Origin of the sequence: Rhizobium sp. AG855 (assembly GCF_003610655.1) — a bacterium.
In the GTDB taxonomy this organism is placed as follows: Bacteria; Pseudomonadota; Alphaproteobacteria; order Rhizobiales; family Rhizobiaceae; genus Allorhizobium; species Allorhizobium wuzhouense.
In genome coordinates this window covers 1,962,538-1,976,018 of the sequence record NZ_RAQG01000003.1, presented here as the reverse complement: position 1 = coordinate 1,976,018, position 13,481 = coordinate 1,962,538, and the positions used below count along the sequence as shown (strand labels likewise).

Genomic DNA, 13,481 nt, shown 5'->3' with positions numbered 1-13,481 from the left:
ACTGCATCACCGTCTCGAACGCGGAGGCCGCGTGCCGGGCTGTTTCCTGCCCCGCCCGCCGGCCTTGTGGAAGGAGCGCGCGCCTGCCGGCATCTTGCGCCCTTCGCTCAGCATTTCGAAGCGCAGCGCACCGGCAAGCGGCACGGCTTCGACAAGCCGCACCTCGACGGTGTCGCCGAGCTGATAACCCAGTCCAGACTTCTCGCCCGTCAAGGCCTGGTGAGCTTCGTCGTAGATATAGTAGTCCCGCCCAAGAGTTGAAACCGGGATAAAGCCATCTGCGCCAAATTGCGGCAGGCTGATGAAAAGCCCCGACTTGGTGACACCGCCGATCTGGCCTTCAAAATCCTCGCCGATGCGGCCCGCCAGATGGTGTGCGACCAGCCGGTTGACGGTGTCGCGCTCCGCCGCCATCGCTCTACGTTCGAAGGTCGAGATTTCGGCGGCGATATCCTCGAGGCTTGCCTCTTCCTCCTGCGTGATCCCGCCTTCGCCGAGCCCCAGAGCCGCGACGAGGGCGCGATGCACGATCAGGTCGGCATAACGCCGGATCGGCGAGGTGAAATGCGCGTATTTCATCAGGTTCAGGCCGAAGTGGCCAATATTGTCTGGGCTGTAGATTGCCTGGCTCTGGCTGCGCAGTACCATCTCGTTGACGATGATCTGGTGTGGCGTGTCCTGCGCCTTCGCCAGAATACCGTTGAACGAGTTGGAGCGCAGATTGCCGCCCTTGACCAGCGAGAAGCCGATCGTCGCCAGGAACTCGCGCAACACTTCCTGCTTCGACAGCGTCGGCGCATCATGGATGCGGTAGACGAGCTTCTGACGCTTGGACTCCAGTGTCTCGGCCGCAGACACGTTCGCCTGGATCATCATCTCTTCGATCAGCTTGTGCGCGTCGAGGCGTTCCGGCACGTGCACGCGGTCGACAGTGCCGTCGGGTTTCAGGATGATCTTGCGCTCCGGCATGTCGAGCTCAAGTGGCTGGCGGCGATCGCGCCCGCGCTTGAGGATCGCGTAGGCGGCCCATAGCGGCTTCAGGATCGGCTCGAGCAGCGGCCCGGCCTTGTCGTCCGGCTGGCCATCGATCGCGGCCTGCGCCTGCTGGTATGAGAGCTTGGCCGCACTCTTCATCATGATGCGGTGGAAGGTGTGCCGCACCTTGCGTCCTTCGGCCGAGAACACCATGCGCACGGCCAGTGCAGGACGGTCGACGCCTTCGCGCAACGAGCAGAGATCGTTGGAAATCCGCTCCGGCAACATCGGCACGACACGGTCGGGGAAATAGACCGAATTGCCGCGTTTCAATGCCTCGCGATCGAGCGCCGATTTCGGCCGGATGTAATAAGAGACGTCGGCGATGGCGACGGTCACGACCACGCCGCCCGGATTGTCTTCCGAGGTGTCGGGTTCGGCATAGACGGCGTCGTCATGGTCCTTGGCGTCATGCGGGTCGATCGTGATCAGGGGCACATGACGCCAGTCCTCGCGGTGGGACATGCTGGCCGGTTTCGCCGCCTCCGCCTCGTCGATGACGGACTGCGGGAAGATATAGGGAATTCCATGCGCATGAATGGCGATCATCGAGATCGCCTTTTCCGAGGCAACCGAGCCGACGATATTCAGCACCCGTGCGCGGGTGAGCCCCAGACGCGTCGCACGCGACACTTCGACCTCGACGAGATCGCCATCCTTGGCCTCGCCGATGTCGGCTGCGTCGATCTGCATCTCTTCGCCACGCCGCTCGATCGGCATCAGGCGTGCGCCTTCACCCATCATCCTGACGACGCCGAGCACGGCGCCGCGCTGGCGGTCGATCACCTTGATGACGCGGGCGGTATAGGCAGGCCCTGCGCGATCCTTGTTGGTGAAGATCTTGGCGAGCACCCGGTCGCCGATGCCGCCAACGGCGGTCTTGCCTTTGGCGCGGTCGGCGCTCGACTGGCGGATCAGCACGGCCGGTGCCGCTCCGGCGTCCTCAGGCCATTCGGCCGGTCGACCGATCAGCTCGCCGTCCTTGTCGCGCGTCGTGATGTCGAGAACGGTGACCGGGGGCAGGGCGCCAGGGCGCGCCAGCGACTTGCGGGTCTTGTTAACAAGCCCGTCATTCTCCAGATCGCGCAGCGCCTGTTTCAGCTCCACCCGCGTGTCGCCCTTCAAGCCAAAGGCCTTGGCGATCTCGCGCTTCGAGGCGCGGTCGGGATTGTCGGTGATGAACTGCAGCAGCACCTCGCGCGACGGCACCTCGCCATGAATGATGGCGTTGGTGTTGTCTGCCTTCGCCTTGGCCGCGCCTTCCGCACGCCGGCTCTTGCGGTTGCCGGAGCCGGGGATCTCGGAGGGGTCGCGGAATTTTCTGCTCAAGTCGCACTCTTCTTCGTTGTTGTCTTTGCCTTCGCAGGCGCCTTTGCCGTGGCCTTGGCAGCCGTCTTGGCCTTCGGCTTGGCCGCAGCCTTCTTCGGCTTTGAATCCGTCGCATCGCCGGCCTTCGCCTTGGCGGTCTTGGCCGAAGCCTTCTTCGCCTTGACCTTGCCGCCGTCCTTGGCCGCACGCTCGGCGATCAGCACCAGAGCTTCCTCGACGCTGACCGACTGCGGATCCTTGCCCTTCGGCAGGGTGGCATTCACCTTGCCCCAGTTGACATAGGGACCAAAACGGCCGTCGCGGACCGTCATCGCGCCACCGTCAGGATGCTCGCCGAGTTCCTTCAGCGCAACCGCTGCGGTTCGGCCACGCCCGCCCGGATTGGCTTTCTTCTCAGCCAGCACGGTCACAGCACGGTTGATGCCGATCGACAGCACGTCCTCAATGCCTTCAAGATTGGCATAGGTCCCGTCATGCAGCACAAAGGGTCCGTAGCGGCCGAGACCGGCCGAAATCATCTTGCCGGTTTCCGGATGCGGGCCGACATCGCGTGGCAGCGACAGAAGCGACAGTGCCTTCTCGAAATCGATATCGCCGGGCGCCCAGCCCTTCGGCAGCGAGGAACGCTTCGCTTCCTTGCCGTCGCCGCGCTGCACGTAAGGCCCGAACCGGCCCGAACGCAGGGTGATTTCCTCTTCCGTCACCGGATCCTTGCCGAGCGCCTTCGGCTCGTTGCCGCCGGCATCGGCCTCGGCATTGCCGTCATTGGTCAGCTGGCGGGTGTAATTGCATTCCGGATAATTCGAACAGCCGACGAATGCGCCGTATTTGCCGAGCTTCAGCGACAGATTGCCCGTGCCGCAGACCTGGCAGATGCGCGGGTCAGATCCGTCTTCGCGCTTCGGGAACACCAGCGGTGCAAGCGCTTCGTTCAGCGCATCAAGCACATTGGTGACGCGCAGCTCCTTGGTGTCTTCAATCTGCGAGAAGAAGTCGTTCCAGAAGTCGCGCAACACGTCCTTCCAGTTGAGTTCACCGGCTGAGATCTTGTCGAGCTTTTCTTCCAGATCGGCGGTGAAATCGTATTCGACATACTTCGTGAAGAAGTTTTCGAGGAAGGCCGTGACCAGTCGCCCCTTGGAATGGGGAACGAGCTTGCGCTTGTCCATGATGACATATTCGCGGTCGCTCAAGGTCTTCAGCGTCGCGGCATAGGTGGACGGACGGCCGATGCCGAGCTCTTCCATCTTCTTGATCAGCGAGGCTTCCGAATAGCGCGGCGGCGGCTCGGTGAAATGCTGGCTGGAATTGATCTTGCTCTTGGCGAGCGCCTCGCGCGCATTGATCTCCGGCAGGCGGCCATCCTCGTCGTCACCGTCCTCCGCCGGTTCGCCATCTTCTTTCTGGTCGGTATAGGCGGCGATGAAGCCGTCGAAACGGATGACGGAGCCGACGGCGCGCAGGCCCGCCTTGTCGCCCTTGTTGTCGGCGAGGATTTCGACCGTGGTACGTTCGATTTCGGCCGACGCCATCTGGCTCGCAATGCCGCGCTTCCAGATCAGGTCGTAAAGACGCAATTGGTCGGCATCGAGGAAACGACGCACCTTGTCCGGCGAGCGGTTGAAGTCGGTGGGGCGGATCGCTTCGTGCGCTTCCTGGGCGTTCTTCGCCTTGGTCGAATAGATGCGTGCCTTTTCCGGCACGTAGCGCAGGCCGAACTGTTCGGCAACGGCGGAGCGGGCAGCCTCGATGGCTTCGGGTGCCATCTGCACACCGTCGGTACGCATATAGGTAATGAGACCAACGGTCTCGCCGCCGATGTCGATGCCTTCATAAAGCTTCTGCGCCACCTGCATGGTCCGCGAAGCCGAGAAGCCGAGCTTCGAGGAGGCCGCCTGCTGCAGCGTGGAGGTGGTAAACGGAGGGCCCGGATTGCGCTTGACCGGCTTGGCCTCGACGCTGTCGACCGCAAAGGCCGCCCCTTCGAGCAGCGCCTTGATGCCAGCGGCCTGCTCGCTATTGGTCACCGAGTTGCGCTGCATGCGCTTGCCTTGGTGCGAGACGAGCTTCGCCTCGAACTCGTCGCCACGCGGCGTCTTCAAAAGCGCCGAGATGTTCCAGTATTCTTCGGCAACGAAGCGTTCGATCTCGGTTTCGCGGTCGCAGACGAGGCGGAGCGCCACCGACTGCACGCGGCCAGCCGAGCGGGCGCCGGGCAGCTTGCGCCACAGAACCGGCGAGAGATTGAAGCCGACGAGATAGTCGAGCGCCCGGCGCGCGAGATAGGCGTCGACCAGCGGCGTATCGATATCGCGCGGATTGGCCATGGCATCGAGCACGGCCTTCTTGGTGATGGCGTTGAAGACGACGCGCTTGACCGGCTTGTCGCCGATGACGCGCTTCTTCTTCAAAAGATCGAGCACGTGCCAGGAAATCGCTTCACCCTCGCGATCCGGGTCGGTCGCGAGAAACAGGCCGTCGGAGGATTTCACCGCATCGGCGATGTCCTTCATCCGCTTCTGCGAGGCGGTATCCACCTCCCAGAGCATCTCGAAATCCTGGTCGGGAAGCACAGAACCGTCCTTGGCCGGAAGATCGCGCACATGGCCGAACGAGGCGAGCACCTTGTATCCGGAACCCAGATACTTGTTGATCGTCTTGGCCTTGGCCGGGGACTCTACGACTACGACATTCATGCTTCACTGCACCTTCATCAGCACTCACAACCGGTGGCACCGTACCACCGCCTTGGAAAACCGACGTTTCGACATGGAGGGCGAAACGGCTGCGGTCAAGAGGTATGACCCATTTTCCGAAATTGCAACGCGCCACAACCAAAAGGAGATATTGCATAGATTGCAATCTATAATAAATGATGTATCGTATTTTACGAAGAAACTGTGAGGCCGGGAAACGCGGTCTTCCGCAGCGACGGGCATTGAAGATGGCACGAGAAAACGGCGAGACGAACGGTCGCGGTAACCGCACGATGGAGAACATCGCCTACATCCGCCAGATGCTGGGGGAGTTGCGCGCAGTTGCGGAAAACGAGGGTGCGGACATGCTCTGCTACCTGATCGAAATGGCCTATGTCGAAGCCGGCGACGTGCATTCCGGCCGACGCGCGCTCACCTTATCCCATGGAGAGCGACACAAATCCCCCCGCATGCCGTTCTAACCGGCCGGCAAGATCCAGTTCCAGCAGAACGAGATAGACGGTCGATGCGGCAAAGCCGGTATGGCGAATGATGTCATCGATCTCCACCGGCGTCGGCCCTAGGGCCTGAACGATGGTCAGCCGTTCGTCGTCGTTGGGCGGCGGCGCCAGCATGCGTGTCTGCCCGTCTTCGCCCGGTTCCTCCGCTTCCGGCTGGCTGAACAGGTCGACCTCGGAAATCGGTGCCAAGGCCTGCAGCACGTCGAGCGCCCGTGTCGTCACCGTCGCCCCATCCTTCAGCAACCCGTTGGTGCCCTCGCAGCGCGGATCGAGCGGCGATCCGGGGACGGCAAAGACCAACCGACCAAACTCGCCGGCCAGCCGCGCGGTGATCAGCGAGCCGGATCGTGCCGCAGCTTCAATGACAACCACGCCAAGCGCGATGCCGGCGATCAGCCGGTTGCGGCGGGGAAAATCCCGTGCCCGCGGCTCCCAGCCGAACGGCATTTCGGAAACCGCGAGGCCACGCCCGTCGCAGATGGCGCGCAGCAGGTCGATATTCTCGGGCGGATAAGGCTGGTCGAGCCCGCCAGCCATGGCAGCAATCGTGCCGGTCTCAAGGCTTGCACGATGCGCCGCGGCATCAATGCCGCGCGCAAGTCCGGAGACGATGCCATAGCCGGCATTGCCGATTTCACGTGCCATCATGGCGGCAAACTTGGCGCCGCTGATCGAGGCATTGCGTGAGCCGACAATACCGACGGCGGGCAGGCTGGCGGCAGCAAGATCACCCTTGGCAGCAAGAAGGGGAGGGGCGCCATCGATCTGGCGCAGGGCCGGCGGATAGTCCGGCTCGCCGATGCCGACGAACTGGGCCCCGAAGCGCCGGGCGATATCGATCTCGCGCTCGGCATCCTCGACGGTGGCGATGCGGATCGCGCGGGCGGAGCCGCCGCGCCGCGACAGTTCCGGCAGGGCGGCGAGGGCGGCTTCTGCCGTGCCGAAATGATTGATCAGATCCCGGAAGGTGGCAGGGCCGACATTGTCGCTGCGGATCAGCCGCAGCCAGGCGATCCTTTGTCGGTCCGTCAGCGCAATTCCTTTTCGTCCTGCGCCGACTGAACCCATGGCTCTCCTCTAGCCCTTCTGGCCGATCTTGCCCTCGGTACCCGCGATCAGACGCTCGATATTCGCCTTGTGGCGCCAATAAGTGATGACAGTCATGATGGCGGTGACGAGGGCAGCCTCTTCAACCCCGAGTATCCACAATACAACCGGAATGACAAGTGTGGCGACGAGTGCCGACAACGAAGAGTAGCGTGTGATGAAGGCGACCGAGAGCCAGGCGACCGCAAAGACCAGCACCATCCACGGCGCGACACCGAGCAGCGTACCGATATAGGTCGCAACGCCCTTGCCGCCCTTGAAGCCGAGCCAGATGGGGAAGAGGTGGCCGATGAAGGCGGCGAAACCGGCAAAGAGCCCGGCATTGTGCCCGAAGACCGCATGCGCAATGAGGGCAGCGGCCGTGGCCTTGAGAGCATCGAGAAGCAGTGTGGCGGCCGCAAGCTTCTTGTTGCCGGTGCGCAGCACATTGGTCGCACCGATATTGCCCGAGCCGATCGAGCGCAGGTCGCCAAGGCCGGCCATCTTGGTCAGCACAAGACCGAAGGGGATGGAGCCCAGCAGGTAGCCGAAGGCCAGAACGATGGCGAGATTGCCCCAGCCGAGGGCGGAAAAGTCGATCATGGTATCCCCCTGTCCTTGTTTCCTAGAGCGTATGCACGCACTGGCCGGCGACATAGGTCGCAACGGCCCGGCCCGAGAAACGCGCGTCTTCGAACGGCGTGTTTTTCGAGCGGGCGAGCAGGCTGTCGCGCGAGACGAGCCACGGCTCGTCCAGATCGATGAGCGCAATGTCTCCCGGCGCACCCGGCTTCAGCGTACCGCCGGGCAGGCCGAAAATGTGCGCAGGCCGCGTCGACATGGCATCGATCAGCCGCATCAGGGAGACGTGGCCGGCATGATGCAGCCGAAGCGCTGCCGACAGCATGGTCTCGAGCCCGATCGCGCCATCGGCCGCCTCACCGAAGGGCAGGCGCTTGGTGTCGACATCCTGCGGATCATGCGAGGAGACGATGATGTCGATCTGCCCCTTGGCCAAAGCCTCGACCATGGCCATCCGGTCGTCTTCGGAGCGCAGCGGCGGATAGAGCTTGAAGAAGGTCCGGTATTCGCCGATGTCGTTTTCGTTGAGGCTTAAGTGATTGATCGAGATGCCACAGGTCACCTTGGCGCCGCGCTTGCGGGCAACCTCGATCGCTTCGACTGATTCCGGCACGGAGATCTGCGATGCATGATACTTGGCGCGGGTGAGGCCGGCGATGCGCAGATCCCGCTCCAGCGGAATGATCTCGGTTTCGCGCGGGATGCCGCCGAGCCCGAGCCAGCTGGCGAGCAGCCCCTCGTTCATCACGCCATTGGCCGCGAGATATTTTTCCCGGGTTTCGAGCGCGATCACGGCGTCGAATTCGCGCGCATAGGTCATCGCGCGTCGCAGCACCTGTGTGTCGTTCAGTCCGTACCGACCATTGGTGAAGGCAACGGCACCGGCAAGCTGCAAAAGCCCCATCTCGGTCATTTCACCGCTGGTCATGCCCTTGGTCAGCGCCGCTGCCGGATAGACATGGACGCTGGCCGTATCGCGGGCGGTCTTCTTGACGAATTCGACCAGTGCGATGTCGTCGATAACGGGATCGGTTTCCGGCATCATGATGAAGGAGGTGATGCCCCCGGCCGCTGCCGCACGGCTGGCCGATGCGATCGTCTCGCGATGCTCGGACCCCGGCTCTCCGACAAAGACGCGGGCATCGACGAGGCCGGGAACGGCCACGAGACCTTGTGCATCGCGGATCTCGGCACCCTCGGGCGCGCCCTGATTCTGCGCATCGGCACCGGCCGCCAGGATCAAACCGTCATGGCCGACAATGATCGTCCCGACCTCGTCGAGGTTGCGCGACGGGTCGACGATGCGGGCATTCTTGAGGACAAGCGGTTTCATCATGCGCCAAATCCTTCCGAACGCGGCCCCTGGTTCTGCGAGACAAGCAGCGTTTCCATCACCGCCATGCGCACGGCAACGCCCATTTCGACCTGGCTCTCGATCACGCTCTGCGGACCATCGGCCACTTCAGACGCAATCTCGACGCCCCGGTTCATCGGGCCGGGATGCATCACGAGTGCATCTTCCTTCGCAGCCTTCAGCTTTTCGGCATCAAGGCCGTAGAAGTGGAAATATTCGCGCACCGAAGGCACGAAAGAGCCAGACATGCGCTCGCGCTGCAGGCGCAACATCATGACGACGTCGGCGCCTTTCAGCCCTTCCTTCATGTCGTGGAACACCTCGCAGCCCATGTCGGCAATGCCGGCGGGCAGGAGGGTAGCCGGGGCGACGACCCGCACACGGGCGCCCATGGCATTGAGCAGCAGGATGTTGGAGCGCGCGACACGCGAATGCAGCACGTCGCCGCAGATGGCGACGATGATGCGGGACAGCTTGCCCCGTGCGCGGCGGATCGTCAGCGCATCGAGCAGCGCCTGGGTCGGATGTTCATGCTGACCATCACCGGCATTGACCACCGAGCAGGCGACCTTTTGCGCGAGAAGGGCAGCAGCACCCGCCGAGGAGTGGCGAACCACCAGCACATCCGGCCGCATGGCGTTCAGCGTCATCGCCGTGTCGATCAGCGTTTCGCCCTTCTTCACGGACGAATTGCCGACCGACATGTTCATCACGTCGGCGCCAAGGCGTTTGCCCGCAAGCTCGAACGAGGATTGCGTCCGCGTCGAGGCTTCGAAGAACAGATTGATCTGGGTGAGACCGCGGAGCGTGGAAGTCTTCTTCTCCCGCTGGCGGCTGATTTTGACGGCTTCGTCCGCCTTGTCGAGCAGGAACGTGATGTCCTGTTCGGTAAGGCCCTTGATGCCGATGAGATGGCGATGGGGAAAGAAGACCATGGAGACGTCCTCCTGAGATGTCACGCGGTCTATAATGATTGCCATGCAGGGGAGCAAGCATATGCTATGTGGATTGCGGCGCGGTCCCCATGTAATAGGAGCCGACTGCGGCTATGCAGGGGCCCGGATGCAGCCGCATGCGTTGGACCGGCATGCTCTATGGAAATTCGAGGCGAACCGCTCAAAGACAAGCGGGCGCTGATTACGAGATCGGCTTTTGTTGAATGAACCGGACTGAAGAAAAACTCGCCGCCCTGAACCAGCCCAAGCCTTGGTCCGGCATCAATGCCTATCGCGCCGATCCACTTCTCGTCGATCTCTCGTCCTCCCTGTCGCGCCCGCTGCGCGAGGAATACGACGTCATCGGCAAATATGTGACCTCTCCGGAAGCCCAGGAACTGGCCCGCATGGCCAATGCCAGCCCACCGCAACTGCGCACCCATGGCGTGCGCGGCGAACGGTTGGACGTCGTCGAGTTCCATCCGGCCTGGCATGCGCTGATGCGCCGCTCCATGGCGTCGGGCCTGCATTCCTCCGTCTGGGAGGATCAGTCCGAGGCAAGAGGCCATGAACACAAGGCGCGCGCTATCAGGTTCTTCCTGACAGCCCAGCTGGAATCAGGGCATCTCTGCCCGCTCACCATGACCAGCGCCTCGGTCGCGGCTTTGGTTGCCTCGCCGGCCGTCCAGAAGGAATGGACCCCAAAGATCCTGTCGCGCAAATACGACAGCGGCAACAAGCCTCCGATGCAGAAGACCGCCGTCACCATCGGCATGGGCATGACGGAAAAGCAGGGCGGCACCGATGTGCGCGCCAACACCACGACCGGCGAGCGGGTGGGCGAGGGCATCTACCGCCTCTCCGGCCACAAGTGGTTCATGTCCGCTCCGATGAGCGACGCCTTCGTCATGCTCGCCCAGACCAAGGACGGCATGGGCTGTTTCCTCGTGCCCCGCCTGCTGGAAGACGGCTCCGCCAATGGTCTCGAGTTCCAGCGTCTGAAGGACAAGGTCGGCAACCGCTCGAATGCCTCGTCCGAGGTCGAATTCTCCGAGACCTTCGGCTTCCTGCTCGGCTCGCCCGGAGATGGCGTTCGCACCATTCTCGACATGGTGACGCTGACGCGCCTCGACTGTGCGCTGTCTTCGGCCGCCATGATGCGCGCCTCGATGGCAGAAGCCGTCCACCACGTGCGTGGCCGTGCCGTCTTCGGCAAGAACCTGATCGACCAGCCGCTGATGACCCGCGTGCTGGCCGACATGGCACTCGACGTGGCTGCCGCGACCGCACTTGCCTTCCGCCTGGCCGACAGTTTCGACAAGGCGCGCGAAAACCCTGTCGATGCCGCTTACGCCCGCGTCATGACGCCGGTTGCGAAATACTGGATCTGCAAGATCGCGCCTGGCTTGATCTACGAGGCGATGGAATGCATCGGCGGCAGCGGCTATGTCGAGGAGCGCCCGATTGCCCGTCACTACCGTGAAGCCCCGGTCAATGCGATCTGGGAAGGCTCCGGCAATGTCATGGCGCTCGATGTGCTCAGAGTTCTGAGCCGTGGCAAGGACCTGTTCGAAACGCTGTTTGCCGGTCTGGAGCGTGATCTCGGCCCCTCGGGCAAGAAGACGGTCGAAGTCCTGCGCGCAGCGACCGCTCTCGCCGACCGCGACGAAGGGGCAGGGCGCCTCTTGATCGAGCAACTGGCGCTTGCCGCCGGTGCCGCCGAACTCTATCGCTTGGGCGCCGGCAAGATCGCCGATGCCTTCCTCGAATCGCGGCTCGCCGGCGGCTGGCGCCATACCTATGGCGTGCTCGATGCCCGCTTCGATTCGCGTTACGTGCTCGACCTGCTTTATCCGCCGGCGAGCTGAGCGACGACGTAAAGCACGACCGGAATGGTGAAGAAGGCGGCGACCGTCTGTATGGTGGCCGCTGCCGCATAGAGCTCGTCATCGCCACCCATCTGCCGGGCCAGCACATAGCCGTTCATCGCCGTCGGTACGGCGGCTCCAAGCGCGATCATCACCACCGTCTGGCCGGTCAAGCCGGCGGCAAGCGCAATGGACACAGACACCACCGGAAAGAGCAGCAGCTTCAGCGCAACCGACAACAGCACCGCGCCGCTCGGCCTCAGCGCATCTGCGATCCTGAGGCCTGCGCCGACATTGACCAATCCGAGCGGCAGGGACGCGGCGGCGAGCAATCCGATCGTCGTCAGAACCGGGTCATATACGGGAATGCCTGCGAGGTTCAGCACAACGCCCAACCCTGAGCCAAGGATGATCGGGTTGGTCAAGATGCGAATGGCAAAGGTCTTGAAGCTGCGGCTCTGGCCGGAAAACCAGACCATGACCCCGACATTGACAAGGTTGAGCGGAATGATGATCGCCGCCATGATGACCGCAATGACGGCAAGCCCCTCATGGCCCGCGAGCTTCTCGCCGATCGCAAGCGCCATGAAGCCGTTCCACCGCGTCGCGGTCTGAAAGACCGACGTGTAGGATGCAGCCGGCATGCCAGCTTTGCGCAGCACGGGCCAGAGCGCCAAGGAAACGCCGGTCATGATCCCGACGGCAATCAGCGACACAAGGCTGACACGCCCACCGTCGAGGGCGGCGAAATCGATCTTCACCATGGTGTGAAAGAGAAGTGCAGGAAACAGCACGTAGTAGCCGAACTGCTCGAGCCCGCTCCAGAAACTTTCCTGGATGACAGGCGCACGGCGCAAGCCAACCCCGATCACGACGAGCAGGAAGATCGGCAGGGTGCTTTCGAAGATGATCAGCATGGGAGGTCCGCGGGAGGAGGCGAGGGATCGATCGTTAACGGCCAAGCCTCGGTCAGGCAACGGGAAACCGGGCTTCACCGTGCTGTCGCCGCAAATGCTTGATCTGGCTTATCCCCAGCCGTCGTTAACCTTAACAAAGGGTTTACGTTGCGCCGGGCGCGCGAACAGGACAACTTTTCCCTGGGACAGGCGTTGAAAGGCGTAAGCAGTGCGAGTCGTGGCTCCGGCAAGGCCGGTGATAACCATCATGATGATGGTCTTCTTTGCGGGGCTGGCGCTCGATATCGCCGTGCCGGCCCTCGTGTTGACCACGATGGCTGGACTGAGATGGCTGGTGGACCACTGGCCGGTAGCGAATGATTCGCTGCTGATGCGAAAGGCAGAGACGGCATGAAGACATTTCTGCTCTTGTGGGCCACGCCCATTGCGCTTCTCGGCGCCTGGTACAGCCTGTCCTATTACGACATGAGCTTCGGCATCTTTATGCTCACGCGCCAGGCCCATGATCTGGTGTTCCAGATCTATGGCAATGTGCTCGGCCTTCCGCCCGAAACCATTCCGCCGCTCGTCATGCGCGCGGTGGTCGTCGATAGCCTGGTTCTTTTCGCTTTCATGGCCTTCCGCCGCCGCAAGCCGATCAAGGCCTGGTGGGCTGCCCGTCAGGAAGCGTCGTCTGAGGTCGCGGAAACCCGCGCCAGCCCGGAAAGCCTGTCCAGCGCCCCCTGAAGGATGAAGCTGGCGGCGGCCGAGTCGATGCGCTCGCTGCGTTTTGCCCGCGACACATCCATTTCCAGCAGTGCCCGTTCGGCGGCAACGGTCGACAGCCTCTCGTCCCAGAAGACGAAGGGAATATCGGTCTTGTCGGCCATGGCCCGCACGAAAGCCCGCGTCGCCTGGACGCGCGGCCCGGACGAGCCGTCCATATTGACGGGGAGGCCGATGACGAAGGCAACGATCCGCTCCTTGGTGGCAAAGGCCAGAAGCAGCTCGGCATCCTGCGTGAACTTGATCCGTTTTAGCACCGGGCGAGGGGTCGAGAAGCGGCGCCCGAGATCCGATACGGAAAGCCCGATCGTCTTCGTGCCCAGATCGAGGCCGGCAATCGCCTGGTTCGGCTGAAGCCGTTCGGCCAGTTCCTCGATGGTCAGTGTCGCCACG

12 protein-coding genes are annotated in these 13,481 nt (G+C 62.9%); 4 read left to right on the top strand and 8 right to left on the bottom strand.

What is annotated here, in order from left to right; genetic code table 11:
- Positions 1-6: 6 nt before the first annotated feature.
- Together rnr and topA are read right to left on the bottom strand one after the other, a co-directional pair.
- Complete coding sequence (rnr, locus tag DFO46_RS09740) at positions 7-2,259, bottom strand: ribonuclease R (protein ID WP_245422610.1); 2,253 nt, start codon at positions 2,257-2,259, stop codon at positions 7-9.
- Between the two features lie 101 nt (positions 2,260-2,360).
- A complete protein-coding gene (topA, locus tag DFO46_RS09735) occupies positions 2,361-5,060 on the bottom strand; it encodes a type I DNA topoisomerase (RefSeq protein WP_120277145.1) in 2,700 nt (899 codons plus the stop codon).
- Positions 5,061-5,308: 248 nt separating this feature from the next.
- On the opposite strand from topA, the gene DFO46_RS09725 reads away from it, so the two are divergent.
- Entirely contained in the window at positions 5,309-5,542 is a 234-nt protein-coding gene (locus DFO46_RS09725) for a hypothetical protein (protein WP_110793338.1), read from the top strand.
- Here DFO46_RS09725 and dprA read toward each other — a convergent pair.
- From dprA to DFO46_RS09705, 4 genes are read right to left on the bottom strand one after another with little or no spacing between them, the layout of a single operon-like run.
- Positions 5,498-6,649, bottom strand: coding sequence for a DNA-processing protein DprA (dprA, locus tag DFO46_RS09720; protein WP_120277143.1), 1,152 nt, complete (start codon positions 6,647-6,649; stop codon positions 5,498-5,500). The two genes, DFO46_RS09725 and dprA, sit on opposite strands and share 45 nt — an antisense overlap.
- Positions 6,650-6,658: 9 nt before the next feature.
- Positions 6,659-7,270, bottom strand: a complete 612-nt coding sequence (plsY, locus tag DFO46_RS09715; protein WP_110793336.1) for a glycerol-3-phosphate 1-O-acyltransferase PlsY — start codon at positions 7,268-7,270, stop codon at positions 6,659-6,661.
- Between the two features lie 22 nt (positions 7,271-7,292).
- Positions 7,293-8,585, bottom strand: coding sequence for a dihydroorotase (locus DFO46_RS09710; protein ID WP_120277142.1), 1,293 nt, complete (start codon positions 8,583-8,585; stop codon positions 7,293-7,295).
- Positions 8,582-9,538, bottom strand: coding sequence for an aspartate carbamoyltransferase catalytic subunit (locus tag DFO46_RS09705; RefSeq protein ID WP_110793334.1), 957 nt, complete (start codon positions 9,536-9,538; stop codon positions 8,582-8,584). Before DFO46_RS09705 ends, DFO46_RS09710 begins: the two co-directional genes overlap by 4 nt.
- A gap of 224 nt (positions 9,539-9,762) precedes the next feature.
- Here DFO46_RS09705 and DFO46_RS09700 point away from each other — a divergent pair, with 224 nt between their 5' ends.
- Positions 9,763-11,406, top strand: a complete 1,644-nt coding sequence (locus tag DFO46_RS09700) for an acyl-CoA dehydrogenase family protein (RefSeq protein ID WP_110793333.1) — start codon at positions 9,763-9,765, stop codon at positions 11,404-11,406.
- On the opposite strand, the gene DFO46_RS09695 is transcribed toward DFO46_RS09700, so the two are convergent.
- Complete coding sequence (locus tag DFO46_RS09695; protein ID WP_120277141.1) at positions 11,388-12,323, bottom strand: AEC family transporter; 936 nt, start codon at positions 12,321-12,323, stop codon at positions 11,388-11,390. The two genes, DFO46_RS09700 and DFO46_RS09695, sit on opposite strands and share 19 nt — an antisense overlap.
- Positions 12,324-12,570: 247 nt before the next feature.
- On the opposite strand from DFO46_RS09695, the gene DFO46_RS23880 reads away from it, so the two are divergent.
- On the top strand, positions 12,571-12,717 hold the full coding sequence (locus tag DFO46_RS23880; protein WP_165826363.1) for a hypothetical protein: 147 nt from the start codon (positions 12,571-12,573) through the stop codon (positions 12,715-12,717).
- Positions 12,714-13,049: a DUF6105 family protein gene (locus DFO46_RS09690; RefSeq protein ID WP_120277140.1), complete on the top strand. Its 336-nt coding sequence runs from the start codon at positions 12,714-12,716 to the stop codon at positions 13,047-13,049. Before DFO46_RS23880 ends, DFO46_RS09690 begins: the two co-directional genes overlap by 4 nt.
- Here DFO46_RS09690 and ruvX read toward each other — a convergent pair.
- On the bottom strand, positions 12,983-13,480 hold the full coding sequence (gene ruvX / locus DFO46_RS09685; RefSeq protein WP_120277139.1) for a Holliday junction resolvase RuvX: 498 nt from the start codon (positions 13,478-13,480) through the stop codon (positions 12,983-12,985). The two genes, DFO46_RS09690 and ruvX, sit on opposite strands and share 67 nt — an antisense overlap.
- Position 13,481: the final 1 nt, after the last annotated feature.

Excerpts from the sequence above, each read along its gene's own strand:
- topA (WP_120277145.1), bottom strand. The coding sequence starts at position 5,060 with ATGAATGTCGTAGTCGTAGAGTCCCCGGCCAAGGCCAAGACGATCAAC.
- DFO46_RS09725 (WP_110793338.1), top strand. The coding sequence starts at position 5,309 with ATGGCACGAGAAAACGGCGAGACGAACGGTCGCGGTAACCGCACGATG.
- dprA (WP_120277143.1), bottom strand. The coding sequence starts at position 6,649 with ATGGGTTCAGTCGGCGCAGGACGAAAAGGAATTGCGCTGACGGACCGA.
- plsY (WP_110793336.1), bottom strand. The coding sequence starts at position 7,270 with ATGATCGACTTTTCCGCCCTCGGCTGGGGCAATCTCGCCATCGTTCTG.
- DFO46_RS09710 (WP_120277142.1), bottom strand. The coding sequence starts at position 8,585 with ATGATGAAACCGCTTGTCCTCAAGAATGCCCGCATCGTCGACCCGTCG.
- DFO46_RS09705 (WP_110793334.1), bottom strand. The coding sequence starts at position 9,538 with ATGGTCTTCTTTCCCCATCGCCATCTCATCGGCATCAAGGGCCTTACC.
- DFO46_RS09700 (WP_110793333.1), top strand. The coding sequence starts at position 9,763 with ATGAACCGGACTGAAGAAAAACTCGCCGCCCTGAACCAGCCCAAGCCT.
- DFO46_RS09695 (WP_120277141.1), bottom strand. The coding sequence starts at position 12,323 with ATGCTGATCATCTTCGAAAGCACCCTGCCGATCTTCCTGCTCGTCGTG.
- DFO46_RS23880 (WP_165826363.1), top strand. The coding sequence starts at position 12,571 with ATGATGATGGTCTTCTTTGCGGGGCTGGCGCTCGATATCGCCGTGCCG.
- DFO46_RS09690 (WP_120277140.1), top strand. The coding sequence starts at position 12,714 with ATGAAGACATTTCTGCTCTTGTGGGCCACGCCCATTGCGCTTCTCGGC.